The following is a 24,945-nucleotide window of genomic DNA, read 5'->3' on the forward strand; positions in this document are numbered from 1 at the left end:
ATCTTCCTTTTTGGGGCCCCTTCGACTCTCCAGCGCGGTCGTCCCTGGTGGCTGCCACGACTCCGGCGCGGCACGACCGCTCACAGAAACCGGCACGCGGCCGCTCAGGCCGCCGCCAGCACCTCGTCGCGCGCGAGCAGATCCGCGTAGAACCCGTTGCGCGCCAACAGTTCCTCGTGCGTTCCGCGCTCGGCGACCCGTCCGTGATCGAGCACCACGATCTGATCGGCATTGCGAATGGTCGACAGCCGATGCGCGATGGTGATCGTGGTCCGGCCCGAGGACAGCGCGTCGATCGCGGCCTGCACTTCCCGCTCGGTGCGGGTGTCCAGGGCGCTGGTGGCCTCGTCCAGCACCATGATCGGCGGGTTCCGCAGGATCGCGCGCGCCACCGCGAGCCGCTGCTTCTCGCCGCCGGAGAACCGGTAGCCGCGTTCGCCGACGAGGGTGTCGTAGCCCTGCGGCAGGCTCGCGATGTGCTCGTGGATCTGAGCGGCGCGGGCCGCGGCGACCAATTCCGCGTCCGTGGCATCGGGTTTGGCGAAGCGCAGGTTGTCCGCGACCGAGGCGTGGAACAGGTAGGTCTCCTGCGACACCACGCCCACGGTGTTCGCCAGGTCCGCGAAACTCAGCTCCCGCACGTCGATTCCGTCGATCGCGACCCGGCCGTCGGTGACGTCATAGAGCCGGGCCACCAGGTAGCCGAGTGTGGTCTTGCCGGAACCCGTTTCGCCGACGATCGCCAGGCTCGTGCCCTCGGGCACGCTGATGTCGATGTCGTTCAGCACCTTTCGATCGGCGGGATCGTAGGTGAAGCTCACGCCCTCGAAGCGCACGTCGCCGCGCACGCCCCGCTCGGGCAACGCGGCCGGGACGGCCGGTTCGGCGATATCGGGTGTCAGGTCCAGGTATTCGAAGATGCGCCCGAACAGCGCCAGCGAACTCTGCACTTCCACACCGGTGGACAGCAGCATCACCGCGGGCCGCAGCAGTCCGGCCTGCAGCGTGGTGAACGCGACCAGCGTGCCGATGGACACCAGCGGGTTGCCCGAGGCCGCGGTCAGACCCGCCGCCCAGTACACCACCGCGGGCATGGCCGCCATCACGATGGTGATGGTCGACTGCCGCCACCGCCCGGCCATGCCGGAGCGGATCTCGAGATCCACCAGCCCGCGCGACTCCTTCGCGAAGTCGTCGACCAGCGCCGGGGAGCGACCCATGGTGCGGCCCAGCAGAATTCCGCTGACCGACAGCGATTCCTCGACGATCGCCGACATGCCCGCGAGCTGCTTCTGCTTCTCGGCGGTGATGCGCCGGCGCTCGGAGCCGACCTTGCGGCTGATCCAGACGAAAAACGGCAGCATGGCCAGCGACACCAGGGTCAGCCGCCAGTCCAGCACGAACATGGCGATGACAGCGGCGAGCACGGAGGTGAAGTTGGAGATGAGCGAGGTCGCGGTCGAGGTGACCGTGGACTGCATGCCGCCGATGTCGTTGGCGATGCGCGACTGCACCTCACCGGTGCGGGTCGCGGTGAAGAACGAGAGCGGCATCGACTGCAACCGCGCGTAGACCGCGGTCCGCAGATCGTGCATGACCCGCTGCCCCACGGCGGTCGACAGATACGTCTGCCAGACCCCGAAGACAGCGGTCAGCGCGGACACCGCGATCATGCCCGCGGCCATCAGGGTGAGCAGCCCCGTCCGCCCGTGCGGCAGGGCGTCGTCGATGATGCCGCGCACCAGGAACGGTGAGGCCAGGCCCACCGCCGAGGCGAGGGCCACCAGCGCGCCGACCAGGGCGAGCCGGGAACGATAGGGATGGAACAGCCGGATTATCCGGCGCAGCTCGGATCGGGCGGCCATAGGCGCCTCCTTCCTCGGGAACAACACACATAACTGAGTCTCACTCAATAATGTTCCCGGCAACTATGACCTATGCTCAGAATCATGGACGAGAGCCCCGACGCCGACCTCCCCGAGCTCTTCCTGCGGACCGCCAAACGCATCCGCCACTCGCAGCTGACCGACCTCGCGCCCCTCGGCCTCACCCCCGGGCAGAGCCGTGCCCTGCACACCCTGAGCCGGGCCGACGCTCCCCTGCGCATGTCCGATCTGGCCGATCGCCTCGGCATAGTCCCCCGCTCGGCCACCACCGTCGTGGACGCCCTAGAGTCGGCCGGCCTCGTCGCCCGTGCCACCGACCCCACCAACCGCCGCGCGACTCTGGTCTCGCTCACCGACGCCGGCCGGTCGACGCTCGCCCGCATAGGCGCGGCCCGCCGCCGAGCCGCCGAGAACCTCTTCGCCGAACTACGGCCGGACCGTCGCGAAACCCTGCGCGACATCCTGGCCGAACTCGACGCGGCCGCCACCGGCAAGCGGTGACGGTCGCGTTTCCGGCACCTAGATCGGCATACCGGGAAACCAGCGCTCGAACATCTCCCGTCCGGTAACCGTGCCGGTCACACCGATCCCGCAGAAGTTCCGGGCGGCATCGTCGAACTGAATCGACAAGTGGCCCTGCGGATTACCCAGATTGTCGGTGCTGTCCCACCAGTACACCCGCCCGCGGCCGGACGCGCGTTCCCAGGATTCGACGGCGGGCCGGACCCCATCCGGCAACTGCGTGGCCAACGGCGTCCGGTCCGTGTTGCAGATGACGAACAGATGGGCCACCGGATTCGCGGTGCCGCGGCAGTCCAGATCGGCCATAGCCGGCAGCGGCGTGGTGTCGCTCACCGACGGTTCATCGGGGAAGGTGGTGCAGCGCATGGACTCGAAGCCCACCGACAGCGGCGTCTTCGGCAGCAGGTCCGGGAAAGCCCGCACCAGGAAGTCGTACTGCCCCCAGGTGAGCACCGGCGCGGTGGTGGTCGGTGCAGCGGCCGCCGGCTGCGGTTCGTCCGCGCCCCGGACGCGCACACCCACCACCGCGAGGACCGCCACCGCCAGCACGGTCACACCCACTCCGAGCGTGACGCCCAGTCGCCGGCGCGCTGCCGGTGGTTGCTCCGGAACCGGCGGCTCGCCGTGCAGGGCGGCCCGGGCCGCATCGGCGAGCTCACCGCAGGACCCGTAGCGTGCCGCCGGATTCTTGGCCAGCGCCCGGGCGATGACCGCGTCGATGGCGGCCGGCAGGGACGGATCGGCAGCCGTCGCGCTCGGCGGCGGGTCCTGCAGATGCGCCACCATGAGCCGCATCTCGTCGGCGCGCTCGAAAGGTTTTGCCCCCGTCAGCAGTTCGTACAGCACGCAGCCGAGTGCGTACACGTCGACGCGATGGTCGACCGGTGCGCTCTCGAACACTTCGGGCGCCGCGTAGGCCAGCGTCGCCACGACCGCGCCCGGTCTGGTCAGCATGGTGGCCTGGGTCGCCGACCGGGCAATGCCGAAGTCCGAGACGTACACCCGATCCGGTGCGCCCGGCCGGGATTCGAGCAGGATGTTGGCCGGCTTCACGTCCCGGTGCAGCAGGCCCGCCCGGTGTGCGGCATCGAGCCCCCTGGCGGCCTCGGACACCACGTGCATCGCCTCGTCCGATCCCAATGCCCCCGAACCGCGCCGGCGCAGCAGCTCGCTCGCGTCGGTACCGTCCACGAACCGCATCGCGATCCAGAGCCTGCCGCTCTCGATCCCGCGATCCCAGACCTCGACGATGTTCGGATGCTCGACGCGCGCGGCCACCTCGGCCTCCCGAACGAACCGCGCCCGGAACTGCGGATCCTCGGCGAGCTCACCCGGCAGCACCTTGAGCGCGTCGAAACGCGGCAGGCGCGGGTGCCGTCCCAGATAGACGGTCCCCATTCCACCCCGGCCGAGCACCCGGACTATCCGGTATCCCGCGAATATCGTTCCGGGAAGCAGCTTCTCGTCCGTCATTCGCCGCCGCTGACGAGCAGGCCGTACTGGGCGACCACCCGCTGGCGCAGGGTGGCGAGCTCACGATTGTTGACGACGGCGACATAGCGGCCGACCAGCAGGCGGCAGGTGTATCTGATCGCCGCGTTCGTCGGGTCGTCCAGGCACAGCACGTCCGGCATTCCCTCCGGGCCGGGTACAGTCACGGCGGTCTCGTTCAGGGCGGCCGCACGGACCGCATCGCCGAATGCGCCGCGCGCGTCGGCCGAGTTCGAGTATCGGGTCAGTACGTTCGAGGTGTTCAGGGCGATCGCGTCGATCGGGCGGCGCGCACTGCGCACACCCTGCAACAGCGCGGCCGCCCGGGAGCCGTACACCACACCGGAGGCGATGATCCGCGCGTCCCACACCGCCGTGGGCACGGTCGGCGCGACGACGACTGCGGGATAGGGCCAGCGATCCGGGGCCCCCGGCACCAGGCGGCGGATCATGCCCTCGCGATCGAGCGGGAGGCTCGCGATCCGGTCCGCCGGGGTCGGCGCGAACGCGGTGAGCCGCGATATCTGCAGCGTCATCGCCTTCTGCGCCACCGCGCTCAGCGCCGTGAGATCGGCGGCGGTGTGCCCGGCGAGCACGCTGATGACGTAGGCGTCCCGCGCGATGGTCGCCGACAGCGTGGGCACCCCCGGCCGCCAGTGCGCCTGCGCCGCGGCATGACCCGGAATGGACACCGTCACGCTCCCGGCCACTCGATCGGCCGCGTTCATGTCGCGCGCGGCGCGCTGCGCGGCGTCGGCATCCGGAAGACGCAGCACCGCCACCGACACCACCCGTGCCGCGCCGACCGCCGGGCTCCCCTCGGCCGCATCGGTTCCGGCGACCGCGCAGCCGGCCAGCATGCCTTCCCGGCGCAGGACCGCACCCGCCGATTCCCCCAGCAGCGCACCGGCTTTGGCGGCCGTGGGCAACGGCAGTACCCCGTACGCGTTGACGGTGAACGCGAGCGTCGCCTCGATCTCGGCCGGATCCACCATCACCTCGGCCAGCCGCGCCGATTCCACCACGCGCCCGTACTTCTCGGCGCCGGGCGGTTCCCGCAGCGGCTCCACGCTGTACGCGCCGGAGTCCATGGACGCCGGATCCGGATACGCCGGCACCGCGGAGCCGGGAATCGTGCAGCCCGTGGCGAATCCGAGAATCACCGCGAGCAGCAGCGCCAGTGGAACCGGTGCCCGCCGCGACGTCGATCGCGGTCCCACCGCCATCCGATCAGATCGGCGCATCGATCCACCACCTGCTCCGCAGGTCGGCGCCGTCCGGGGTGTCGCCGATCACCTGAATGCGGCAGAAGTTCCGGCTCGGCTCGTCGAAATACACATCGAGCACCCCCGCGTTCTTGCCGTCCATCAGCGTGCCGGTCCCCTCGGCCTGGTACTTGCCCCAGAAGAGCCGACCGCTGCCCGAGGGGCGCCGCCACTGCTCGTCGCCCTCGGCGAAGGCCGGGGGCAGCGCCGGTTCGATCGGCGCCCGGTCGGTCCGGCACACGAACTGCACGAGCCACACCGGATCGAGATCACCCTGGCAGGAGATGGTCATGATCTTGCCGGTGCTGCGCATCTGGGTGAGCTGTTCGTTCTCGCTGAAGCTGCTGCAGGTGCTCAGATCCTGGTACCCGGCGGCCCGCGGCGTGGGCGGCAGCAGGTCGGGGAACGCCTGTGCCAGAAAGCCGAAGTCACCCCACTCCGTCGGCTCGGTGGTGCCGGTCCGGGCCGGGTGGTCGGCGGCGGCCGCGGGCGCGGCGCGGTCCTGGCCGGTCACCAGAAACCAGGCGGCGGCCGCGGCGGCGACCGTGACCGCCGCGACGCCCGCGAGCCGGCGGCCGCGCCGAACAGCCCGGCGCGGGACCGCCGCCGCGCCGCCCGCGAGCACGACGCGCGCGGCGGCGGCCAGTTCACCGCAGCTGTCGTACCTGTCGCCGGGCGACTTCGCCATGGCCGCGGCGACGATCGCGTCGAAACCCTTCGGCACCTCGGGATTTCGCACCGATGGCCGCGGCGGTGGTTCGTGCACGTGCGCGTACATGACAGCGCCGAAGGAATCGTGCGGGAACGGTGGGTACCCGGTGAGCAGGTGGTACAGCGTGCAGCCGAGCGCGTAGACGTCGGCCCGATGGTCCGAGCCGGCGCCGGTGAACTGTTCCGGTGCGGCGTAGGCGACGGTGCCGGACATGCCCGAGCGCCCGTCCGCGGTGGCCTCGCTCGCCCGGCGCGCGACGCCGAAATCGGTGATGAGCGCCCGGTCCGGACCGGATCCCTGGTCGGCGACAAGGATATTGGCGGGTTTCACGTCCCGGTGCACCAGGCCCGCCCGATGGATCTCGTCCAGCCCGCGCGCGGCCTCGGTGAGAATGTGCACCGCGCGCTCGAGACCGACCGCGCGCCGCCGGATCAGCTCGCCCAGGTCGTGGCCCTCCACGTACTGCATGGCGATCCAGAGCCGCCCGTTCTCCTCACCGCGATCACGGATCGTGACGAGATTCGGATGATCCAGCCGCGCAGCGCTTTCCGCTTCGCGCAGGAATCGGTCGCGGAAGTGCGGATCCTGTTCGTTGCCCGGGGACAGTATCTTCAGCGCGTCCCGGCGCGGCAACCGCGGATGCCGGGCCAGGAACACCGCGCCCGAACCGCCTGCGCCGAGCCGCCTTTCGATGCGATAACCGGCGAAGATCGCGCCCTCGGCGAACTCCACGTGCCCTCCCCTCTCACCCCGCGGGCCCGCGAACCGGCCCGAAAGCGCTGAACCACAGACCGAATGACCAGTTTGCGGTCTTCCACCCTATCGCCATCCCCGTTGCCGGGTCAGCCCCCGCACAGCACGAGGCCCGTGCCCCCGAGGGGGGCACGGGCCTCGAATCGCTTGCGCCCTACAGGTACTGACCCGTGTTGGATTCGGTGTCGATCGCCCGGCTCGCCGAGGCGTTCTTGCCCGTCACCAAGGTGCGGATGTAGACGATGCGCTCGCCCTTCTTGCCGGAGATGCGCGCCCAGTCGTCGGGGTTGGTGGTGTTGGGGAGGTCTTCGTTCTCGGCGAACTCGTCGACGATGGAGTCGTAGAGGTGCTGAATGCGAAGGCCCGGAGTGCCGGACTCGAGGACCGACTTGATGGCGTACTTCTTGGCCCGGTCCACGATGTTCTGGATCATGGCGCCGGAGTTGAAGTCCTTGAAGTACAGGACTTCCTTGTCACCGTTGGCGTAGGTGACCTCCAGGAAGCGGTTGTCCTCGGACTCGGCGTACATGCGCTCCACGACCTTCTCGATCATGGCCTGCACGCACTTGGACTTGTCGCCGTCGAACTCCGAGACGTCCTCCGAGTGCAGCGGCAGCGAATCCATCAGGTACTTGGAGAAGATGTCCTGTGCGGCTTCGGCGTCCGGACGCTCGATCTTGATCTTCACGTCCAGGCGGCCGGGCCGCAGGATGGCCGGGTCGATCATGTCCTCGCGGTTGGAGGCGCCGATGACGATGACGTTCTCCAGGCCCTCGACGCCGTCGATCTCCGAAAGCAGCTGCGGCACAACGGTGGTCTCCACGTCGGAGGACACACCCGAACCACGGGTCCGGAAGATCGAGTCCATCTCGTCGAAGAACACGATCACGGGGGTGCCTTCGCTGGCCTTCTCACGCGCGCGCTGGAAGATGATCCGAATGTGACGCTCGGTCTCACCGACGAACTTGTTGAGCAGCTCGGGACCCTTGATGTTCAGGAAGAACGACTTGGCCTCCTTGGCGTCCTCGCCACGCGCCTCGGCGATCTTCTTCGCCAGGGAGTTGGCGACCGCCTTGGCGATCAGCGTCTTACCGCAACCGGGAGGGCCGTACAGCAGCACGCCCTTGGGCGGCCGCAGCGCGTACTCGCGGAACAGATCCTTGTGCAGGAACGGCAGTTCCACCGCGTCGCGGATCTGCTCGATCTGGCGCGAGAGGCCGCCGATGTCGAGGTAGTCGACGTCCGGCACCTCCTCGAGCACCAGGTCCTCGACCTCGGCCTTGGGAATCCGCTCGAACGCGAACCCGGCCTTGGAGTCGACCAGCAGCGAATCCCCCGGCCGCAGTTTACGAATGGGGCGATCGGGATCGTCGATGTTGTCGACGTCCACCATCTCGGACAGCGGGCCCGAAAGCCACACCACCCGTTCCTCATCGGCGTGGCCCACCACGAGGGCGCGCTTGCCGTCGTCGAGAATCTCGCGCAGCGTGCCGATTTCACCGATCTGATCGAACCGGCCCGCCTCGACCACGGTCAGTGCCTCGTTGAGACGCACCGTTTGACCCTGGACGAGAATGGTGGTGTCGATGTTCGGCGAACACGTCAGGCGCATTTTGCGTCCCGAGGTGAAGACGTCGACCGTCTGATCCTCGTACACACCCAGGAGGACGCCGTAGCCGCTCGGCGGCTGGCCGAGCCGATCGACTTCCTCACGTAGCGCGACCAATTGCTGACGAGCTTCCTTGAGCGTGTCCATCAGCTTGGTGTTGCGAATCGTCAGCGAATCGATGCGCGCTTCCAATTCCCGTGCGCGATCCGGTGAATCGGCGAGTTGCCTCCGGAGTGCAGCCGCCTCGGCACGTACCGCCTCGAGTTCCCTCCAGGCTGCCGAATCCGAATGTTCGTTGGGGCTCATGATGCTGCTCCTCCCAGTCCCGGTCTATCAACGCTACCGGGCGATACTCGATCCCGCTTTCCGACATGGTTTCGTCGTGATCACATCTAGGCTGCGGCGGGCGGCCCGGTCAAGCATGTTAGCCTGCCCTAACCTGTTTCCGGCGAGTTACTTCGCCGCCGATCCGAAAGGGTGCCGTAGATGCTCCTTCCCACCGGCCGTATCCCTGGTATGCGCAACGTCACGCGGACGCTGCGTGTTTCCGTGGCTACCGCTGCTGCGGCCCTCGCCGTTACCGCAACTGTGGCGGGTTGCGGCTCCGAGGACAACACCCATTCCAACCATTCGACCTCGGCGAGCGCCACGACACAGGCCGCGGCCACCGCTCCCGCACCCACGGCGGCCGAGCTCCAGGGCATCCTGACCGGCTTCGCCGATCCCGCGAAACCGGCCGCTGACAAGGCGAAACTGGTGGTCGGCGGCGACAAGCGCCTGGCCAACATCGAGACCCTGAACCAGGGCCTGGCCGGCTACCAGGTCACCTTCACCGTCGGTGAGGTCAAGACCGAGGGCAACACCGCCACGGCGACCGTCGCCGTCGGCTCGCCGCACGGCGCCATGCCGGGCGTGCCGATCGCGTTCCAGTACGACGGCGGCAGCTGGAAGCTCGCCGACGCCGGCGCCTGCACCCTACTCGGCATGGCCCGCGCCGCCTGCCAGCCGTAATAGCTTTCTCGCATAACTCGAGAAACCCGAAAGACCCGAAAGGCACGTTCGCACATGCTCGCTCGCACCGCCCGCCTCACCCTCGCCGCCGCCGGCACGGCCCTGCTCCTCGCCGCGGGCGCGGGCCAGGCCGCCGCCGCACCGGCTCCGTCGCCGGAGGAGTTGCAGTCCACGCTCGACCGCTTCGTCGATCCCGCGGTGCCCACCGCGGACAAGGAGAAGCTGATGGTCGGCGGCGCCGCGAAGTCCGGCAACATCGAGAAGATGAGCGCCGCGCTCGGCAACTACGGACATGTCGGTTTCGGCGTCTCGGGCGCGCAGGTGAACGGCGAGGGCGCGAACGCCGCGGTCGCCATCTCCTCCCCGCACGGCACCATGCCCGGCGTCCCCATGACCTGGCAGTACGCCGACGGCGCCTGGCAGCTCTCGGAGGGCACCGGCTGCATGATCCTGGCGATGGGCAAGGCGGCCTGCTGAGTCACCGCCGCACGCACGCGCGCTGAACGACGAAGCGCCCCCTGCTCCGGGTCGGCAGGGGGCGCTTTCGCGTGAAAGGGGCGTGGTCCAAGCGTTTTCGCGGCCGGGAACCCAGCGGGCCCGGCGTCCCCGTCACAGCGACAGGGACGCGAAAGCGCCCTCAGGCGCCCGTCAGCCCTTTCCGGCGCGGCGCTGGGGCTTGGGTGCCACCGTGCCGTCGGCGAGGCGGCGTGCGCTCACCAGGAAGGCCGTATGGCCCTGCATGCGGTGCTCGGGGCGCACGGCCAGGCCGACCACGTGCCAGCCGCGGACCATGGACTCCCAGGCGCGGGGCTCGGTCCAGCATTCCTGGCGGCGCAGGTGCTCGACGACCTCGGACATCTGCGTGGTGGTGGCCACGTAGACCATGAGTACGCCGCCGGGGACCAGGGCCTTGGAGACCGCGTCCAGGGTGTCCCAGGGCTTCAGCATGTCCAGGATGACCCGATCGACCTGTTCGCCGGAGTACTCCGCGACGTCGCCGAGGGTCAGTTCCCAGTTGTCCGGGCGTTCGCCGAAGAACTTCTCGACGTTGCGCACCGCGTGCTCGGCGTGGTCCTCGCGGATCTCCCAGGAGATGACCTTGCCCTCGGGGCCGACCGCGCGCAGCAGCGAGCAGGTCAGCGCGCCCGAGCCCGCACCGGCCTCGAGCACCTTCGCGCCGGGGAAGATGTCGCCCTCGTGCACGATCTGCGCGGCGTCCTTGGGGTAGATGACCGCCGCGCCGCGCGGCATGGACAGCACGTAGTCGGTGAGCAGCGGCCGCAGCGCGAGGTAGGCGGTGTTCTTGGCGGAGGTGACCACGCACCCCTCGTCGGCGCCGATCAGATCGTCGTGCGCGATCTCGCCGGCGTGGGTGTGGAAGAACGCGCCCTCCGCCAGCAGCACCGTGAACTTGCGGCCCTTGGCGTCGGTCAGCTGCACCCGGTCACCGATCTGGAAAGGCCCGGTCCGTCTGGCCGTCATGAATCTCCGTCCCTCATTGTTTCGCTGCGATTTCGCTGCCGAATCGGCATCGCACCTTGTCGGTGCCGGCGTTTAGCCTGCCAGGTATGTCGGTACCCGCTATCACTACCCCGGACTCGGCGGGCGAGACGCCACGCAGGCCCGCGCTGTCGCCTTCGCGCGCAATAGATTTCAAACAGTGCCCGCTGAAGTATCGACTACGCGCCATCGATCGGATCCCCGAGCCCCCCTCGCGCGCGGCGGTGCGCGGCACGCTCGTGCACTCGGTCCTGGAGGACCTGTTCGGACTGCCCGCGCCCGAGCGCGATCGGGCGCACGCGGACGCGCTGATCGCCCCGGCGTGGGAACGCCTGACCGCGTCGCGCACCGACACCGCCGACCTGGTTGCCAATGATGAGCTGGAGAGCTTCTTCGCGGAGGTGCGCGCGCTGGTCGAGGTGTATTTCCGCCTGGAGGACCCCACCGCGTTCACCCCGCAGTCGCTCGAGGCGTTCGTCGAGGCCGATCTGCCCGACGGCACCCCGCTGCGCGGCTACGTGGATCGCATCGACCGCGCGGACGACGGCGGCCTGCACGTCATCGACTACAAGACCGGGAAATCACCCGCGCCCGACCACGAGATGCGCGCGCTGTTCCAGCTCAAGTTCTACGCGCTGGTGCTGCTGCGCACCTTCGGCGCCGCCCCGACGGCGCTGCGCCTGATGTACCTGGCCGACGAGCAGACCCTGACCTACGAGCCCGAAGCCGAAGAGTTGCTGCGGTTCGAGCGCATCGTGTCCGCGCTGTGGCTGGCGATCCAGTCCGCGACCGCCTCGGGCGACTTCCCGCCCAGCCGGTCGTGGCTGTGCAAGTACTGCGATTTCAAACCGCTGTGCCCCGAATTCGGCGGCACCCCACCGCCTTACCCGGCCGACCCGCAACCGCTCTCGGGCGGGCGGCAGGATCTGCCGACACCGGTCGTCATCGCGGCGGCCGCCGAGATCGAATCCGCGGACCTGCCAGCCGATTAGCCCGCGAACGACGTGCGCCCGCCGCGAAAACGCAGCGGGCGCACGATCTTCGAGGAATCAGAAGGCGCGGCAGGACCGAATGTCGGTGGCCAGGATGGCCTTCGCGCCGAGATCGGCGAGCTGATCCATGAGCTCGTTGCCGTTCTTGCGCGGCACCAGGGCGCGCACGGCGACCCAGTCCGGATCGGTCAGCGGGGACACCGTCGGCGACTCCAGACCCGGGGTGATCCGGACCGCGGCGTCCAGCAGCTCCTTCGGGCAGTCGTAGTCCAGCATCAGGTACTGCTGGGCGAAGACCACGCCCTGGATGCGCGCGACCAGCTGGTTGCGCGCCTTGTTTTGCTGATCGGCGCCCTTGGCCTCGATGAGCACGCCCTCCGAGTCGCACAGCGAGTCACCGAAGGCGACGAGGTTGTGCTGGCGCAGGGTCCGGCCGGAGCCCACGACGTCGGCGATGGCGTCGGCCACACCGAGCTGGATGGAGATCTCCACCGCGCCGTCGAGGCGGATGACCTCGGCCTCGATGCCACGGGCCTGCAGGTCCGCGAGCACCAGGTTGGGGTACGAGGTGGCGATGCGCTTGTCGTAGAGGTCCTCGACCTTCCATTCGCGGCCCGCAGGGGCGGCGTAGCGGAAGGTGGAGCGGCCGAAGCCCAGGGCCAGGCGCTCCTGCACGGGGGCGCCGGAGTCGAGCGCGAGGTCGCGCCCGGTGATGCCGAGGTCGAGCTCACCGGAGCCGACGTAGATGGCGATGTCCTTGGGGCGCAAGAAGAAGAACTCGACCTGGTTGCCCGGATCGAGCACGCTCAGATCGCGGGCGTCCTTACGGCCGCGGTAGCCGGCCTCGGCGAGGATGGCCACGGCCATCTCACTGAGCGATCCCTTATTGGGGACGGCGACGCGAAGCATAGATATTCCTTTCGGGGCGGGTGGGTGGACGCGAAGACAGTGGTCGCGGGGTCGTCGGCCGCACTGGCTGTGCGGTGAATCGGCGCATCACAGATGTCGGTAGACGTCCTCGAGCCGCAAGCCGCGGCCCACCATCAGCACCTGCACCCAATAGAGGAGTTGGGATATCTCCTCCGAAAGGGATTCGTCGCTCTCATGCTCGGCGGCGAGCCAGACTTCGCCGGCCTCCTCCAGTACCTTCTTGCCCTGCGCATGCACTCCGGCGTCCAAGGCGGCGACGGTTCCGGACCCCTCGGGTCGGTTGACAGCACGATCCTGCAGCTCGGCGAACAGGGCTTCGAAAGTTTTCACGGTGAGTCATTCTCGCAGACGGCCGCATCCGGCCCGCAATTCACCCGGTCCGTTCGGTGCGGTCAGCGGCGCGGGCCGGTTGCGGACGGACGCGGAGACCCCCGGTGCACCCGCGTCGGCGGGCCGGGGGTCTCGGGGGTCGGGCGTGTGAGCGCGGGGTCGCGCGCCCGGTCAGGCCAGGCCGAAGCGCAGCAGGGCCTGCATGTCGCCCTGCTTGATCTTGCCCTTGCGGTCGAGCACCTCGAGCTGCCAGTCGGGGCCGTTGCGGAAGGCCCGGGCGATGGCGTTGGCGTTGTCGGCGCCCAGCAGCGAGGGCCAGATGTCGGCGACCTGCTGGGTGCTGCCGCCGGTCGCGTCGTAGATCTTGAAGGAGATGTTGTTGGCCTTCTCGAAACTCGATCCCTTCTTGAAGGCGGCAGCGACGAAGATGATCGAGTCGATGGCGGTCGGGACGCTGCCGAACGTCACGTGCACGGTCTCGTCGTCGCCGCTGGCCGCACCGGTCTGCTCGTCACCGGTGTGCAGGACCGCGCCGTTGCCGAGCGGATCGAGCGAATCCAGGCCCGCGAAGCGCACCGGCTCGGCGCCCTGCATGAGAATCGCGATCAGATCCAGATCCACCCCGCGCTTGCGCCGCGCGATGCCGAGCACACCGCCGCTGCTGCCCGCCGAGGGATCCCAGCTCACACCCACACTCAGTTTGGTGATCCCGCCGAGATCAGCCGCACCGTCTTCTTTTCGAAGCGTAATCACGCACACAGCGTACCGGCGATCGCCGATTTCGTTGGGGGGCAGAGAAATAGCAGGTGACAGGCCCGCACGACGGTTTGCGAGGCGTCAGCTGGGTCGGATCCAGATGTTCCACGCGCCCGCGCGCCGCTCGATCTGCGGCACCAGCCGGGTGTAGTAGCGCTTGGCGTCGCAGTCGTCGCCGCAGTCCCGGTGCTTGTCCCGCTCGCGTTTGGCGATCTCCAGATCGAGCACGGGACGCTCGGGGTAGTTGTGGCTCATGTAGGTCTTCGTGTCGGTGGGGGGAAGGTCGTCGAACATCTCGGTCACCTCCTTGGGATTCGATGGTGGGTGGGCTGCGCCCGAGCCGCGGGGAGAGCCTTCGAGAGCGGCGGTTCGTGAATCCGGTACGGACACTGACGACTACCGAATCGAAGTGCCCAATTCCCTACCGGCCGGGGCGATCCCCAGTAGACACGTCGCTCGCCTGCGAAAACAGCACATCGGATCACCCAAAGCAGATCCGCCCATTTTCCCTGCACGGCATCCGAAGTCGACGGACAATACAGCTGGGAACCTTTCACGCTCCGCCCCGGAATTAGATATCTGCCACCCACGTACGGCGCACGCGCCACCCAAAAAATGGGGAGCCAGGCTAATGAGCGGTAAGAATCGAACCACCATCCCCGGTCGCAGACTCGGCAGACAGCTGCGGGAACTCCGCCAAGCCGCCGGTCTATCGATCGCCGACGCGGCACGACTGATCGAACGGGGCGCAGGCACACTGCAACGCCTCGAATCCGGCGAGTCACCCCGAATCCGCCTGCTGGACATCGAAGCACTGTGCAAGGTCTACGGCTGCGAACCGAAAACCGATGCGCTGAAAGCACTGGCCACCGAGGCCGACCATCGCACCCGGCCGGTGGACGAGCGGGTGTGGTGGCATCGCTACGAGGACCTCATCCCCGACGACTTCGAGACCTATGTGAGCCTGGAAGCCGCTGCGGCACAAGTGATCATGTATCAGGCAGACATCGTGCCCGGCGTGGTGCAGACGGCCGACTACGCGCGCGAACTCGACCGCGTGTTCTTCTCGTCCGATACGCCGATGGAGCTCGAGCAGCGCATCCAGGTGCGGATGCAGCGGCAGACGGCGCTCAACCGCAGGCTGTCTCCGGTCGAAGTGGATCTACTGCTCGACGAGGCGGTGCTGCACCGCTGGTCGGGCAGCAAGCGCATCATGGCCGCCCAGCTGCGAAAACTGGCGGATACGCCCCCGAACGTCCGCGTCCGTGTCATCCCGTTCAAGGCTGGCTTTCCCCTGGGAATCCCGTCCGGGCCCTTCGTGATCCTGCATTTCCCCAATGATCCGGCCACCAAGCGACCGGTGGAACCCACGACGGTCTACATCGAGGGCTACGGCTCCCGGCTCTACTACGACCGTGCCAGCGATGTCGACAGATACCTGAACGCGCATTCGGCGCTGGGACGGGTAGCGTTGAATCCTGCTGATAGCAAACACCTTCTGAGGTGGGTAGCGAAGGAGTACGAAGCGTGAACGAACTAGACGGAGCGCGCTGGTTCAAGAGCAGTCGCAGCGGTGGCGGTGAGCATTGCGTCGAAGCGGCCCACTTGCGCGGGGGCAAGGTTGGCGTGCGCGACTCGAAGCTCGGTGTCGCGAGCCCGGTGCTCGTCTTCGAGCCCGCCGCCTGGGACCGGTTCGTATCCTCGGTGGGTACGGGCGCTTTCGATTTGTAGCCGAGAACGACCGACCGGGGCCGCTTCGAGGAGCCGTCCCGGATCAGCCGCGATACGCCAGAGCTGGCACCGACTGCAAACCCACATCGCGGTGAATCCCGCTGATAGCAAAGCGGGTAGCGAAGGAGTACATAGCGTGAACGAACTAGACGGAGCGCGCTGGTTCAAGAGCAGTCGCAGCGGCGGTGGTGAGGCGTGCGTCGAAGCGGCCCACTTGCGCGGGGGCAAGGTTGGTGTACGAGACTCCAAGCTCGGTGCCACGAGCCCGGTGCTCGTCTTCGAGCCCGCCGCCTGGGACCGGTTCGTATCCTCCGTGGGTACGGGCACTTTCGACCTGTAGCCACAAACAGCTGCCCGGGCCCGCTTCGAGGAGTCATCCCGATCAGCCGCCCAGCGCCGGATCCACCACCGACCGCAGGCCCCGGTCCTTGTCGCGGCCGGCTTCCGCGCCACGGTCGGTTCCTCGGCCCGATTACGCATACCCCTCGGAACGATTCGGGACCACAAATGCCCGGGCCGAGGCAACGCGAACTCGATGCGGCGCAACAGACTATGCGCAGCTGACACGATGCTTAGGGCATCGAGGACTCAGCTCCCACCACTGATGTTCTCGGCTCGCCGCGCGCAGGACTCTCGGCGGCCCTCCGCAACAGTCGCAGTGCCAGCAGCACGATCCAGCTGCCGCAGGCGACGAGACCGATCCGTTCGACGAGCCCGGCCGGGCCGCTGTCCACCAGCTTAGCGGTGAGTGCGAACGCGATGTAGGAGACGGCGACCAGCACTCCGTTGGTTATCGAATACCGGTACCAGCCGCGGCTGTCGCGCGGTCCGGCGCCGCGCGACAGGACGAAACACGCCGCGCTCAGCGACGTGAACTGGATCAGTCCGAGGACGCTGTGGATCGCGCCGTGCAGGGTCAGGTCGGTCGGCTCGCCCGGCGGGTAGCCCAGGGACGGGTCGGGCAGGATCGGCCCGATGGCCACGAAGGTGAGGGCGTAGACGGCGAGCAGCAGCGGGCCCCGGGTGGCGGTGCGGCCGGCCGGTAGCGACCGTCGCGCACCGTAGGCGAAGGCCAGCAACAGTGTTCCGGTGACGATGTAGTTGGTGATCTGCATCCATCCGCCGGGCCCCAGTTCGAGGTTGCTGTCGGGGACCCGCCAGGCGTCGTACTCGGGGCGGACGGCCCCGAGGATCAGCAGCACGGTGATGTTGAGCAGTGGGGCGACGATGCCGCAGGCCAGCAGCAGTCTCGTCACCGAGGATGTCCGCACCACAGGTGTCCTCTCATCGGCCGGGTGCGGTGTGCCGAATCATGGTGAGTCGCTCCGCATCCGGGGGGACACCACTATCGACCGGCGCCCCGGCTCGAGGATTGGAAAAATGTTCCCCAAGCCAGGTCTCGGTCCCTGGCGATGGCCGGCAGCACGTCCGACCGCAACGACCCGGGCGTGCGTTCGGCGAAGATCGCCACGTCCCGGGACAGGTGCGCCTGATCGGTGTACCCGCAGGTCGCGGCCACCTCGGCGGCGGGCCGGCCCGCAAGCAGTCCCGCTGCCGCGCAACGGAATCGGGCCAGCATCGCCGCGCGCTTGGGCGTGAGACCGATCTGGTCCTCGAATCTGGACCACAGCCTCTTGCGGCTCCAGCCCAGCGAGCGCGCGAGCTCGGCGACCCGCACCTGCCCACCCGAGGCCACGACGCGTTGCCAGGCGGCGAGCACCTCGGGCTCGGGCACCCTGTCCTGCCGATCACGCTGTGCCAGAAACGCGTTCGTCACCGCGAACCGCTGCTCCCAGTTCCCGACCGCGGCGAGGCGCTCACGCAGCCGGCGCGCGTCCGGCCCCCACAGCTCGTCGAGGGATACGACGCCGGGCCCCAGCGCGTTGGCGGCGACCCCGAGCACCGAGTAGGCCCGAGCCGGTGACAACCGGACCTCGACACATTCGGCGTACCGACTGCGAATCCGCGTGGCTCCCATGGGAAGTCCCACGACGAACCCGCCCAGCTCCCGCCGCACCCCCGCCCCGTCGATGATCAGATCCCGCCCCGCGAACTCGATCACCACCCCGACCGCCGTGGTAGCCGCGGCCCGGTAGTCCCATCCCGCACCGCCGAGGTCGCGGTACCCGATCAGCGCCGACCCCGGCAGTTCGCCCGCCACCGGCCCCGCGAAGTCCCACCCCGCCCCGGCGGCGTCCTCGGAAGCTCCCACGCGCTCCAGACTACGGATGCGGCGTGACCACACGGCGACGTCGGCCGGCCGATCACCGAAACACGGTGACGGAGAGCGCCCATCGGGGTGCGGGAGCGCCGAGTCCGGCTGCCGCCCCGCGGACCCCACGCCGGTCACGCCTAGCATCGGATCATGCGACCGCAGTGGATCATCGACCTCCATGACGAGTTCCCGGGCTCCGCAGTTGTCGCGGCCGCACTCGACGACCCGCTGATCGTCGGCGACCACGATGCGCTGATGGGCCGCTGGCCCGAGGTCGAGCCGGGTCGCGCGGTCGTCGGCTACGGGACGATGCCCACGATGACCCGCCTGCGTCGCGACCCGAGAGTGGGCGAGGCGGTGTTCGATGACTATGCGGCACTGCGCTGTTCGTCGTACTACCGCCACGTCTACGACCTGCTCGGCCGCGTCGCGTTCCTCGTGCCCTTCGCGGCGGTCCCCACCCTGCCGCTCGAGCGGATGGTCGGAAGCGACCGGGTCTTCCTACGGAGCGATACGAACTTCAAGCTCTTCCCCGCGGGCGTCCATCCGGTCGGCGATCTGACCGAGTGGCTCCGGCTCCACGACCGTCACCGCGACGAGCTGGTGGTCATCTCCGAGGTCGTGACGTTCGAACACGAGTATCGCTGCTTCTGTCGCAACGGCCGATTCGTCTGCGGCAGTAACTATCCGGACGAGCCGTACCTCCCCGTCCCCGATCGGGTACGGACGTTCGCCGAGACCACGGCGAATCGCATGCTCACCCACGGCCTCACCATGATCACCGTCGATGTCGGCGTGGACCCGGCCGGCGTCCCGCGCCTCGTGGAACTGGGCGGTGTGAACAGCTGGGGCGTCTACGGATCGAACGTCACCGACTTCATCGCGGCGATGGAAGCCGAGGCGGTCACCCGCACCGAGGGATGAAGCCCGCCGCCGGTTCGTTCACCTCGCGTCCGAATAAACGTGCACAATCGATCGTCCCGTGGCGGTTTCCGCCGTTTCCACCGCGATAGTGCACGTTTATTCGGCTCCCCACGCCTGACAGTGGCGCTGTGTCTCGATCGCCTATCGCGCCTACTTGCGAATTTGCCCGGTCGGCATCCCGACCGTGACCCAGCGCACCTTGCTGACTGACGTCACACGATGGCCTCGGCATCGAGCACGGCAGACCCACCGGAGGGCGGGTCCCCGAGTACTCGGGGACCCGCCCTCCGAATCGGTGAGTGTCAGTGGCCCTGCAGCTTCTCCTTGACCGACTCGGCGGCGTCCTTGACCTTCCCGGCCGCCTCGTCGACGTGCTGCTTCACCTTCGATGAAGTCTGGTCGGCCTTGCCTTCGGCCTTCAGATCCTCGTCACCGGTCAAGCTGCCCGCTGCCTCCTTGGCCCGGCCCTTGAACTCCTCAGCCTTGTTCTCTGCTGCACTCATGGCGTTCCTTCCACTCTGCGGATGTGGCTTACGAACGACGTCGGTGACGTTCCGATCACGCCATACCCGGGTCCGCCCGGTTCATGCCCCCAGAGTTGATCTAGATTTCAGTAACGATGATCACCGTCGGCGTGGAGCCGGCCGGCGTCCTGCGTCCCGTTGGGACTGGGCGGTGCGAGCAGGCGGGTCGGATAGCGTAGGGCTCCGGTGTGATCGGGAGGGGAATCATGACGGACTCGACAGCGGCGGTGGAACGTGCCGAACACGCGGTGGCACGCCTGCGAGCGGCGGCAGCGGCGGCGACGGGCGCGGTCCGCCTGGAGCCGGGCCTACCGGACGAGGTGATCGGCGCCTGGCCGGTGCCCGTACCCGCCGAGATTCGGGTGCTGGCGCGGGAGATCAGCGCGATCTGGTACGACGACTACGACCCGATCACGTTCTCGCACAAGGCGAACGGCGAGCGGACGTACTGCCGGGCCGGCGCGGAGGACACCCGGTGGATGCTGCACTCCAACGCCGCCGCCGACACCTACTACGTCGACGTCGATCCCGGGACCGGGGACTGGGGCCGGGTATTCTCCCACTGGGAGGACAATTCGAGCACCCTCGTCGCCGCGTCGCTCACCGACTGGTTCCTGGCGCTGGCAGACGGCATCGAGCTGGCGGCCCGAGTATGCGGTGGCGAGCACGTCGAAGACCTGGACCCGGACCTCGACGAGGACTACCTCGCCGACCTGGATTTCGAGACAGTCTTCCTCGATTGGTTCCAGCGCACCGGCGAGATCCTGCTCACCGACGAAACACCCTCCGCTGCGGGACAATCGGCTTTCGACGCCCGCTACTCCCCCGATCCCGAAACAGCCGCGTTCGCGGCCGCTCTCCCGGAGAGCGCCGTCCTCGCCGACCTCCGCGCAGCCGGCTACCCGACCTACGTGTCGTTCAACGAGCTCGCGGGCGGGATAGCCGAATATCGCCGGGTCGGCGGCGGGTCGTTCCTGGCCGCGATTCCCGTCGACCTCTACCCGGCCCCGTAGCGGGCGGATCACACCCACTCGGGTCCGCAGCTTCTGCTCGGGAGCTTCCCCGCAGCGGGTGAGGTTCCCGAAGCCGCCGTCCGCTCACCGGTGCCTGGCGTACTCCGGATATCGCTGCGCCAGTTCGGCATCGAACGCAGCGACCTGGTCGGCGGAGTCCCAGGGGTCGAACCCGGTGCGCGACCGGTACCAGCGAACCAGGTCGGCGGTCGCCTCCGGCCGGCCGTTCTCGATGCCCAGCACCGCGACCGCGCGCAGGCGCGTCGAGTCCGGGTTGACCGTGTCCAGCACGTGTCGCGGATTCCCCGTGCGCGCCAGCGCGAACAGCTTGGCCAGCGAGTCGCGGTCGGCCCACCACCGCCGCGCAGGGCCTCGGACCTCGTCCAGGAATTCCCGGATCGCGGCGTCCAGGTCGATGGACGAGTGCACGTAGAACTCTCGCCTCGGCAGTTGCGGACGGTAGCCGAGCGGGACCGACTCGACCTCGTCCGAGCCGCGCAGGCAGTGCCGGTCACCCGCGCGGGCAACGACACCCGCGGCGGTGGAACCGAGCCATGCGCTCCCTGCGAGGGTCACCCTGCCGCTCTGCCGATGGAATTGGGCCGCGATCGCGGGGACCATGCCCGCCACCGCGCCCTCCGGGGCCGTGAACCACACCGTACGCAGTTGGAGCCGACTGCCTTTGAATACTTCCGCGGGTTCCTCGTCCAACGGCGGCGACACCGTGTAACCCGCGTCGCGCATGGCGTCGGTGAGGGCGGCAGTCGCCAGTTCCATGAGATCGGCGGAGTCGTCCGCGATCCGAACGGCGCCCTGCCTCGCCGGTGTTCCGTCGGCCTGTGCGGGTTCGTTCGCGCCCGGCGCGCCCCCGGAGGCCCGGCGCAGCACGCTGAATGGCGTCCCCGCTCGCGCTGTCAGCTCCAGGAGCTCACCGAGGCGCGCGTGCTCGATCGTGGTGAGGGCGTATCCGTCCGCGTCGAGTTCCAGTGATACCAGCGCGAATCCGCTGCCGTGGCAGTGCTCGCCGATCTCCTCGAGCAACGACATCGTGTCTTCGGTCGGATCCCAATCCAGGTCGGGGTCGCCTACGAAGTCGTCGTACCACTCCCAGCAGAACGATCGCGGGAACGTCAGCGTGGCGCCGAGGTCGTGGCGAACATCGCCCGGGTCCGAACGCCAATCGATGTAGGCGCTCAGATTCGCATCGCCCAGCGCCCACCGCATGTCGTCGTACGGGTCGTCCGTGCCGTCCAGGATCCGCTGCTCCACCGTGTGCCCGGCGGGCCACACGCATCGCGCGACCGCCGCCCACGCTTTCCTGCTGTCGAATCCCATTGCACCCCTTCGTCCGCGTACGGCGGACAACGTACCCGCGTGCTACGACACGCGCGGCCGACGCCTCTCACCTCGGCAGCCGCCCGGGGCGCGTCGTTGCCGGCGCGCTCCGGGCCAGGCGCCTCAGTCCTGCTCGGCGCGGGTCAGGACGACCAGCGGGAGCGGGCGGTCGACCTTGGACTGGAAGTCCGCCAGCAGCGGGTTGTTGGCCAGGACCCAGGCGGCGAACTCGTCGTAGGCCGCGCCCTCGAGCACGGTGCCCACCGCCGCGTAGGTCTCGTCCCGCAGTTCGATGGTGACCCGCGGATTCGCCTTGATGTTGTACCACCAGGCCGGGTACTTGTCTTCGATGAACGAGCTGACGTACATGATCCCGTCGCGCTCGAGCGGGCCGAGCGGGGTCACGTGCGACTTGCCGCTCTTGGCTCCGGTGGTGGTGAGCAGGATCAGGTCCCCGCCCGCGTAAGCGCCCCCGACCTTGCCCGAGTTCTCCCGGAACTCTTTGATCACGTCGTTGTTCCAGTCGGCGATCCCGCCCTCACCGTCCCACGCCTGGTTCCACGGCGCGTCCGGGTCGTTGTAGTCGGTGATGTCCGGCTGTCCCACGGTGGCTTCGTTTTCGCTCATGGGACAAGTATTTCCGGGAGTTAGGACAGTTCGGGTCCTAGTTCGGCGGGCAATCGCGACGAGTTTTCGCGGGCTGCACGGTTCGTGGCAGCACCCGTGACCCACACCCGGGTCACGCCGAACGGATAGGTCTGCGCCGACTGCGTAGGCCGGCGCGCAACGCAGCACCTGTGTCGGCTGAACCGGTCGACTAGCTCCAGTTGCCGGCGAGAGTGAGGCAGAACGGGTGGCCGCTCGGATCCAGCAGCACCCGCCAGGATTCGCCCGGTTGAAAATCCGGCACGGTGGCGCCCAACTCGACCAGTTGCTTACTCGCGACGTCGATGTCTTCGACCGCCAGATCCAGATGGAACTGCTTGGTTCCATTCTCGTTCGGCCAGGTGGGCGGCTCATAGTCCGCGACCGTGCCGAAGCCCAGCGCGTGGTCCGGACCGGCGAGCATGGCGTACTCGTCCTGCACGTGGGCAATCTCCCAGCCGAGCGCGGCCGCCCAGAACTCCGCGTCCCGCCGTGCATCGGCGCTGTCCAAGGTGACCATCTTCAGCGTGGCAATTGACATGTGATTTCCTTCCCGCAACAACCGTCGTTTCAGCCCAGTCTGCAACGCCGACGCCGCAGGCGATTGTAAGAACACGACACCGGTCGGCAACCCTCCAGCAGCTCGTGGATCCGGCCGGCTCCGGGACCCGGGCATTACCGGCGAGGTAATTGGATGCCCCAGCATCGCGTCCTACCGTCGAGGGGTCGCCCGATCCCGTCCGCCCGGTGCGTCGTCCTTGCCCCGAAGGAGTTCCCTTGTCCGCCTATGGTTTCGCGCATCTGCGCGCCCGCCGTCCGCATCCGCAGATCCTGGAGTACCTGGAAAAGATCCAGGCCACCCTGGATCCGTTCCAGGGTCGCTTCGTCATTCACGGCCCGCCCACCGAAGTGGTGGAGGGACACTGGCCGGGCAGCATGGTGCTCCTCGAGTTCCCGGATCTGGCCCACGCCCGGGCCTGGTATCACTCACCCGCCTACCGCGAGATCGCCCACCTGCGCACCGACCATATCGACGGCGACCTGCTGCTGATCGAGGGCGTGGGGCCCGGCTACGACCCGAGCGAGCGAGCCGCCAAACTCCGCGCCGAAGCCTGAGGTCGCGCACGACGACTTCCGCCCTGCGACCGACCGACGTGCACCTCTCATCGGCGAACGAGTGTCCTTGTCAGCGTTGCCGATTGGTCGCCGAGGCATCCAGATACACTTCGCTCTACCGTGATTGGACTGGACAACCGGGAAGATCGTCGCAATGATGCCCGGGTATCGTTGCGGATTCTCGGGGGTTTGATACATGTCATTGTTGAGCAGGTCCGGGCTGGCCGTCGTTATCGCGTCCGGTGCGACACTGCTGTGCGCCGAAGCCGGGACCGCACACGCGGCCGGAAATCAGTACGGCGCCATAGCAACCGATTACATTCAAATCTTCCCTGCTATCGACTATCCGACGCAGGCGGCCGCGAATCAGGCCGCGATGGATGCCTGCGGCAAGTACTGCGTCATCAAACTGGAGCTCAAGAACAGCTGTGGTTCCGCGGCCGAGCTTCCGATCCGCGGCTGGTGGGGCCTGGTGCCCATGACATCCACCGTGTGGTGGGGCACCGGTGCGACGGCCGCCGACGCCGAACAAATGGCCCTGGCACAGACACCGTGGCCGTTGCCGGCAGTCGCCGTCGCGGTGCAGGCCGCCTGGGGCAGCACGGTGACAACGGCCCCGTTCATCAAGCAGACCGTCTGCACCTCGAACGCTCGGTGAGGCGAAGAACCATGTCACTGCTGAAGAAAATCACCGTCACCACCGTCGCCGCAGCGGCCGCCCCGCTCCTGAGCGCTGCCCCCGCGCAGGCAGCTCAGGACCTCTACGGCGCCATCGCAGCCGGAGGCTTCACCGTCGGCACGTCCATCGACTACCCGACCCAGCACGAAGCCGATCAAGCCGCCATAGACTCCTGCGGCCTCGCCAGCGGAGCCCGATGCAACGTCCAGGTCCGAATCCACAACAATTGCGGCGTTGTGCTCGAACGGGATTCGTGGAGCATCGTCGCGGTTCACCCCTCGTATACTTCGGGCACCGGAGCCACCATCGCAGAGGCGGAGGAGAACGCACGGAAGCTGGCCGGCCCGGGCCTGAACCAGCCGCCGCTGTTCTACACGGTGAAGCCGCTGTTCGTCCTGGACGCGATCTGCACGTCGAACGCCGGGTAGGCGACCTACAGTTCCTACCCTGCGGCACGACCGGTCAAGTCGACCAGGCGGCAGAGATCAGCTTCTGCGGCAAGGTGTTTCCGGCCGCGCCCACCATACTGACACCGTGAAGACCTGGTGGGAGACAGTCAGTGCAGCGGAGGCCTGCGGCGACTGGGATGCGGCGATCTCCGCGGTCAGCGGCGTTGCCGAGTGCTTCAGCGCCGACCCCGACCGGCACGGTGCACACCTGTGGCACCTGGACCTGCTCGTGCACGCGGGCCATCTCGACGAACTGGCCGCCCGCGGCGAGTCCGACCCTCATGCGGCACGGAGGTTGAACCGGTTTCTGTACGAGCAGGGCAGCGACGCCGATCTTCGGCAGCGCGCCTTGCACGGAAGCAAATCGGCGCTTTATCTCCTGGTGCGGCTGCTCCGGGAGCGCGGGGAAGACGAAGCCGCTCGGCAGGCGGCGACCGAGATCGACGCGACGGATACCTACGCGCTCGAATTGGCAGGCATGGCAGCTTGATCGGGGCACCCTGAACAGAGACATGGGCGGGAAGCCAGTCGCAAGCGCACCGGACTAGCTGGAAGTG

At 68.3% G+C, this 24,945-nt stretch carries 29 protein-coding genes; 13 read left to right on the top strand and 16 right to left on the bottom strand.

Going from position 1 to position 24,945, the window contains the following annotated elements; genetic code table 11:
* Positions 1-104 precede the first annotated feature (104 nt).
* A complete protein-coding gene (locus ACWIGI_RS31435; protein WP_454206443.1) occupies positions 105-1,865 on the bottom strand; it encodes an ABC transporter ATP-binding protein in 1,761 nt (586 codons plus the stop codon).
* 84 nt (positions 1,866-1,949) lie between these two features.
* Between ACWIGI_RS31435 and ACWIGI_RS31440 the strand changes: the two genes are divergently transcribed.
* Complete coding sequence (locus tag ACWIGI_RS31440) at positions 1,950-2,387, top strand: MarR family winged helix-turn-helix transcriptional regulator (protein ID WP_454206445.1); 438 nt, start codon at positions 1,950-1,952, stop codon at positions 2,385-2,387.
* An 18-nt stretch (positions 2,388-2,405) separates the two neighbouring features.
* Here the strand turns inward: ACWIGI_RS31440 and ACWIGI_RS31445 are convergent, their stop codons facing one another.
* The 4 genes from ACWIGI_RS31445 to arc form a co-directional block, all read right to left on the bottom strand.
* Positions 2,406-3,881 (bottom strand): serine/threonine-protein kinase, encoded by a 1,476-nt coding sequence (locus tag ACWIGI_RS31445; RefSeq protein WP_454206447.1) that lies wholly within the window; start codon positions 3,879-3,881, stop codon positions 2,406-2,408.
* Positions 3,878-5,143 (bottom strand): DUF7373 family lipoprotein, encoded by a 1,266-nt coding sequence (locus tag ACWIGI_RS31450; protein ID WP_454206449.1) that lies wholly within the window; start codon positions 5,141-5,143, stop codon positions 3,878-3,880. The genes ACWIGI_RS31445 and ACWIGI_RS31450 overlap by 4 nt, the downstream gene beginning before the upstream one ends.
* Complete coding sequence (locus ACWIGI_RS31455) at positions 5,130-6,608, bottom strand: serine/threonine-protein kinase (protein WP_454206451.1); 1,479 nt, start codon at positions 6,606-6,608, stop codon at positions 5,130-5,132. The genes ACWIGI_RS31450 and ACWIGI_RS31455 overlap by 14 nt, the downstream gene beginning before the upstream one ends.
* A 175-nt stretch (positions 6,609-6,783) precedes the next feature.
* Positions 6,784-8,544 carry a proteasome ATPase gene (arc, locus tag ACWIGI_RS31460; RefSeq protein WP_454206453.1) on the bottom strand — a complete coding sequence of 587 codons (1,761 nt, stop codon included), beginning with the start codon at positions 8,542-8,544 and terminating at the stop codon, positions 6,784-6,786.
* 243 nt (positions 8,545-8,787) lie between these two features.
* Between arc and ACWIGI_RS31465 the strand changes: the two genes are divergently transcribed.
* Both ACWIGI_RS31465 and ACWIGI_RS31470 read left to right on the top strand, forming a co-directional pair.
* Positions 8,788-9,249: a hypothetical protein gene (locus tag ACWIGI_RS31465; protein WP_454206454.1), complete on the top strand. Its 462-nt coding sequence runs from the start codon at positions 8,788-8,790 to the stop codon at positions 9,247-9,249.
* Between the two features lie 54 nt (positions 9,250-9,303).
* On the top strand, positions 9,304-9,726 hold the full coding sequence (locus tag ACWIGI_RS31470) for a hypothetical protein (RefSeq protein WP_454206456.1): 423 nt from the start codon (positions 9,304-9,306) through the stop codon (positions 9,724-9,726).
* Positions 9,727-9,897: 171 nt separating this feature from the next.
* On the opposite strand, the gene ACWIGI_RS31475 is transcribed toward ACWIGI_RS31470, so the two are convergent.
* Positions 9,898-10,731, bottom strand: a complete 834-nt coding sequence (locus tag ACWIGI_RS31475) for a tRNA (adenine-N1)-methyltransferase (protein WP_454206458.1) — start codon at positions 10,729-10,731, stop codon at positions 9,898-9,900.
* A gap of 86 nt (positions 10,732-10,817) precedes the next feature.
* On the opposite strand from ACWIGI_RS31475, the gene ACWIGI_RS31480 reads away from it, so the two are divergent.
* A complete protein-coding gene (locus tag ACWIGI_RS31480; RefSeq protein WP_454206460.1) occupies positions 10,818-11,741 on the top strand; it encodes a RecB family exonuclease in 924 nt (307 codons plus the stop codon).
* 57 nt (positions 11,742-11,798) lie between these two features.
* Here the strand turns inward: ACWIGI_RS31480 and hisG are convergent, their stop codons facing one another.
* The 4 genes from hisG to ACWIGI_RS31500 all read right to left on the bottom strand — a co-directional run bounded on the left by hisG (position 11,799) and on the right by ACWIGI_RS31500 (position 14,051).
* Entirely contained in the window at positions 11,799-12,650 is an 852-nt protein-coding gene (gene hisG / locus ACWIGI_RS31485) for an ATP phosphoribosyltransferase (RefSeq protein ID WP_454206462.1), read from the bottom strand.
* Positions 12,651-12,737: 87 nt separating this feature from the next.
* A complete protein-coding gene (locus tag ACWIGI_RS31490) occupies positions 12,738-13,001 on the bottom strand; it encodes a phosphoribosyl-ATP diphosphatase (RefSeq protein WP_067710097.1) in 264 nt (87 codons plus the stop codon).
* Positions 13,002-13,172: 171 nt separating this feature from the next.
* Entirely contained in the window at positions 13,173-13,754 is a 582-nt protein-coding gene (locus ACWIGI_RS31495; protein ID WP_454206464.1) for a TerD family protein, read from the bottom strand.
* 84 nt (positions 13,755-13,838) lie between these two features.
* Complete coding sequence (locus tag ACWIGI_RS31500; RefSeq protein WP_454206466.1) at positions 13,839-14,051, bottom strand: hypothetical protein; 213 nt, start codon at positions 14,049-14,051, stop codon at positions 13,839-13,841.
* 337 nt (positions 14,052-14,388) lie between these two features.
* Here ACWIGI_RS31500 and ACWIGI_RS31505 point away from each other — a divergent pair, with 337 nt between their 5' ends.
* From ACWIGI_RS31505 to ACWIGI_RS31515, 3 genes are all read left to right on the top strand, one after another.
* Positions 14,389-15,288: a helix-turn-helix domain-containing protein gene (locus tag ACWIGI_RS31505; protein WP_454206468.1), complete on the top strand. Its 900-nt coding sequence runs from the start codon at positions 14,389-14,391 to the stop codon at positions 15,286-15,288.
* Complete coding sequence (locus ACWIGI_RS31510) at positions 15,285-15,488, top strand: DUF397 domain-containing protein (RefSeq protein ID WP_454206469.1); 204 nt, start codon at positions 15,285-15,287, stop codon at positions 15,486-15,488. Before ACWIGI_RS31505 ends, ACWIGI_RS31510 begins: the two co-directional genes overlap by 4 nt.
* 136 nt (positions 15,489-15,624) lie before the next feature.
* On the top strand, positions 15,625-15,828 hold the full coding sequence (locus tag ACWIGI_RS31515; protein WP_454206471.1) for a DUF397 domain-containing protein: 204 nt from the start codon (positions 15,625-15,627) through the stop codon (positions 15,826-15,828).
* Between the two features lie 232 nt (positions 15,829-16,060).
* On the opposite strand, the gene ACWIGI_RS31520 is transcribed toward ACWIGI_RS31515, so the two are convergent.
* Together ACWIGI_RS31520 and ACWIGI_RS31525 are read right to left on the bottom strand one after the other, a co-directional pair.
* Positions 16,061-16,744 (bottom strand): DUF998 domain-containing protein, encoded by a 684-nt coding sequence (locus ACWIGI_RS31520; protein ID WP_454206472.1) that lies wholly within the window; start codon positions 16,742-16,744, stop codon positions 16,061-16,063.
* Positions 16,745-16,833: 89 nt separating this feature from the next.
* Positions 16,834-17,700: a helix-turn-helix domain-containing protein gene (locus ACWIGI_RS31525; RefSeq protein WP_454206474.1), complete on the bottom strand. Its 867-nt coding sequence runs from the start codon at positions 17,698-17,700 to the stop codon at positions 16,834-16,836.
* A 153-nt stretch (positions 17,701-17,853) separates the two neighbouring features.
* On the opposite strand from ACWIGI_RS31525, the gene ACWIGI_RS31530 reads away from it, so the two are divergent.
* Positions 17,854-18,627: an ATP-grasp domain-containing protein gene (locus ACWIGI_RS31530; RefSeq protein ID WP_454206476.1), complete on the top strand. Its 774-nt coding sequence runs from the start codon at positions 17,854-17,856 to the stop codon at positions 18,625-18,627.
* A 302-nt stretch (positions 18,628-18,929) separates the two neighbouring features.
* Here the strand turns inward: ACWIGI_RS31530 and ACWIGI_RS31535 are convergent, their stop codons facing one another.
* Positions 18,930-19,130: a CsbD family protein gene (locus ACWIGI_RS31535; RefSeq protein ID WP_454206478.1), complete on the bottom strand. Its 201-nt coding sequence runs from the start codon at positions 19,128-19,130 to the stop codon at positions 18,930-18,932.
* A 227-nt stretch (positions 19,131-19,357) separates the two neighbouring features.
* Here ACWIGI_RS31535 and ACWIGI_RS31540 point away from each other — a divergent pair, with 227 nt between their 5' ends.
* The gene (locus tag ACWIGI_RS31540) at positions 19,358-20,164 is read left to right on the top strand and encodes a hypothetical protein (protein ID WP_454206480.1); all 807 of its coding nucleotides are present in this window, start codon (positions 19,358-19,360) and stop codon (positions 20,162-20,164) included.
* 84 nt (positions 20,165-20,248) lie between these two features.
* On the opposite strand, the gene ACWIGI_RS31545 is transcribed toward ACWIGI_RS31540, so the two are convergent.
* The 3 genes from ACWIGI_RS31545 to ACWIGI_RS31555 all read right to left on the bottom strand — a co-directional run bounded on the left by ACWIGI_RS31545 (position 20,249) and on the right by ACWIGI_RS31555 (position 22,685).
* Positions 20,249-21,499: a DUF6630 family protein gene (locus ACWIGI_RS31545; protein ID WP_454206482.1), complete on the bottom strand. Its 1,251-nt coding sequence runs from the start codon at positions 21,497-21,499 to the stop codon at positions 20,249-20,251.
* Between the two features lie 123 nt (positions 21,500-21,622).
* On the bottom strand, positions 21,623-22,126 hold the full coding sequence (locus tag ACWIGI_RS31550) for a nitroreductase/quinone reductase family protein (RefSeq protein WP_454206484.1): 504 nt from the start codon (positions 22,124-22,126) through the stop codon (positions 21,623-21,625).
* Between the two features lie 190 nt (positions 22,127-22,316).
* Positions 22,317-22,685 carry a VOC family protein gene (locus tag ACWIGI_RS31555; RefSeq protein WP_454206486.1) on the bottom strand — a complete coding sequence of 123 codons (369 nt, stop codon included), beginning with the start codon at positions 22,683-22,685 and terminating at the stop codon, positions 22,317-22,319.
* Between the two features lie 236 nt (positions 22,686-22,921).
* Between ACWIGI_RS31555 and ACWIGI_RS31560 the strand changes: the two genes are divergently transcribed.
* The 4 genes from ACWIGI_RS31560 (at position 22,922) to ACWIGI_RS31575 (ending at position 24,878) form a co-directional block, all read left to right on the top strand.
* Entirely contained in the window at positions 22,922-23,260 is a 339-nt protein-coding gene (locus ACWIGI_RS31560; protein WP_454206488.1) for a DUF1330 domain-containing protein, read from the top strand.
* Positions 23,261-23,456: 196 nt separating this feature from the next.
* Positions 23,457-23,918, top strand: coding sequence for a DUF4189 domain-containing protein (locus ACWIGI_RS31565; RefSeq protein WP_454206490.1), 462 nt, complete (start codon positions 23,457-23,459; stop codon positions 23,916-23,918).
* A gap of 11 nt (positions 23,919-23,929) precedes the next feature.
* Positions 23,930-24,367, top strand: coding sequence for a DUF4189 domain-containing protein (locus ACWIGI_RS31570; RefSeq protein WP_454206492.1), 438 nt, complete (start codon positions 23,930-23,932; stop codon positions 24,365-24,367).
* Positions 24,368-24,473: 106 nt separating this feature from the next.
* Entirely contained in the window at positions 24,474-24,878 is a 405-nt protein-coding gene (locus ACWIGI_RS31575; RefSeq protein ID WP_454206494.1) for a hypothetical protein, read from the top strand.
* Positions 24,879-24,945 lie beyond the last annotated feature (67 nt).

It is taken from the genome of Nocardia sp. NPDC055321, from assembly GCF_053645575.1.

Excerpts from the sequence above, each read along its gene's own strand:
- ACWIGI_RS31435 (WP_454206443.1), bottom strand. The coding sequence starts at position 1,865 with ATGGCCGCCCGATCCGAGCTGCGCCGGATAATCCGGCTGTTCCATCCC.
- ACWIGI_RS31440 (WP_454206445.1), top strand. The coding sequence starts at position 1,950 with ATGGACGAGAGCCCCGACGCCGACCTCCCCGAGCTCTTCCTGCGGACC.
- ACWIGI_RS31445 (WP_454206447.1), bottom strand. The coding sequence starts at position 3,881 with ATGACGGACGAGAAGCTGCTTCCCGGAACGATATTCGCGGGATACCGG.
- ACWIGI_RS31450 (WP_454206449.1), bottom strand. The coding sequence starts at position 5,143 with ATGCGCCGATCTGATCGGATGGCGGTGGGACCGCGATCGACGTCGCGG.
- arc (WP_454206453.1), bottom strand. The coding sequence starts at position 8,544 with ATGAGCCCCAACGAACATTCGGATTCGGCAGCCTGGAGGGAACTCGAG.
- ACWIGI_RS31470 (WP_454206456.1), top strand. The coding sequence starts at position 9,304 with ATGCTCGCTCGCACCGCCCGCCTCACCCTCGCCGCCGCCGGCACGGCC.
- ACWIGI_RS31475 (WP_454206458.1), bottom strand. The coding sequence starts at position 10,731 with ATGACGGCCAGACGGACCGGGCCTTTCCAGATCGGTGACCGGGTGCAG.
- ACWIGI_RS31480 (WP_454206460.1), top strand. The coding sequence starts at position 10,818 with ATGTCGGTACCCGCTATCACTACCCCGGACTCGGCGGGCGAGACGCCA.
- hisG (WP_454206462.1), bottom strand. The coding sequence starts at position 12,650 with ATGCTTCGCGTCGCCGTCCCCAATAAGGGATCGCTCAGTGAGATGGCC.
- ACWIGI_RS31500 (WP_454206466.1), bottom strand. The coding sequence starts at position 14,051 with ATGTTCGACGACCTTCCCCCCACCGACACGAAGACCTACATGAGCCAC.
- ACWIGI_RS31505 (WP_454206468.1), top strand. The coding sequence starts at position 14,389 with ATGAGCGGTAAGAATCGAACCACCATCCCCGGTCGCAGACTCGGCAGA.
- ACWIGI_RS31530 (WP_454206476.1), top strand. The coding sequence starts at position 17,854 with ATGCGACCGCAGTGGATCATCGACCTCCATGACGAGTTCCCGGGCTCC.
- ACWIGI_RS31535 (WP_454206478.1), bottom strand. The coding sequence starts at position 19,130 with ATGAGTGCAGCAGAGAACAAGGCTGAGGAGTTCAAGGGCCGGGCCAAG.
- ACWIGI_RS31540 (WP_454206480.1), top strand. The coding sequence starts at position 19,358 with ATGACGGACTCGACAGCGGCGGTGGAACGTGCCGAACACGCGGTGGCA.
- ACWIGI_RS31545 (WP_454206482.1), bottom strand. The coding sequence starts at position 21,499 with ATGGGATTCGACAGCAGGAAAGCGTGGGCGGCGGTCGCGCGATGCGTG.
- ACWIGI_RS31550 (WP_454206484.1), bottom strand. The coding sequence starts at position 22,126 with ATGAGCGAAAACGAAGCCACCGTGGGACAGCCGGACATCACCGACTAC.
- ACWIGI_RS31555 (WP_454206486.1), bottom strand. The coding sequence starts at position 22,685 with ATGTCAATTGCCACGCTGAAGATGGTCACCTTGGACAGCGCCGATGCA.
- ACWIGI_RS31565 (WP_454206490.1), top strand. The coding sequence starts at position 23,457 with ATGTCATTGTTGAGCAGGTCCGGGCTGGCCGTCGTTATCGCGTCCGGT.
- ACWIGI_RS31570 (WP_454206492.1), top strand. The coding sequence starts at position 23,930 with ATGTCACTGCTGAAGAAAATCACCGTCACCACCGTCGCCGCAGCGGCC.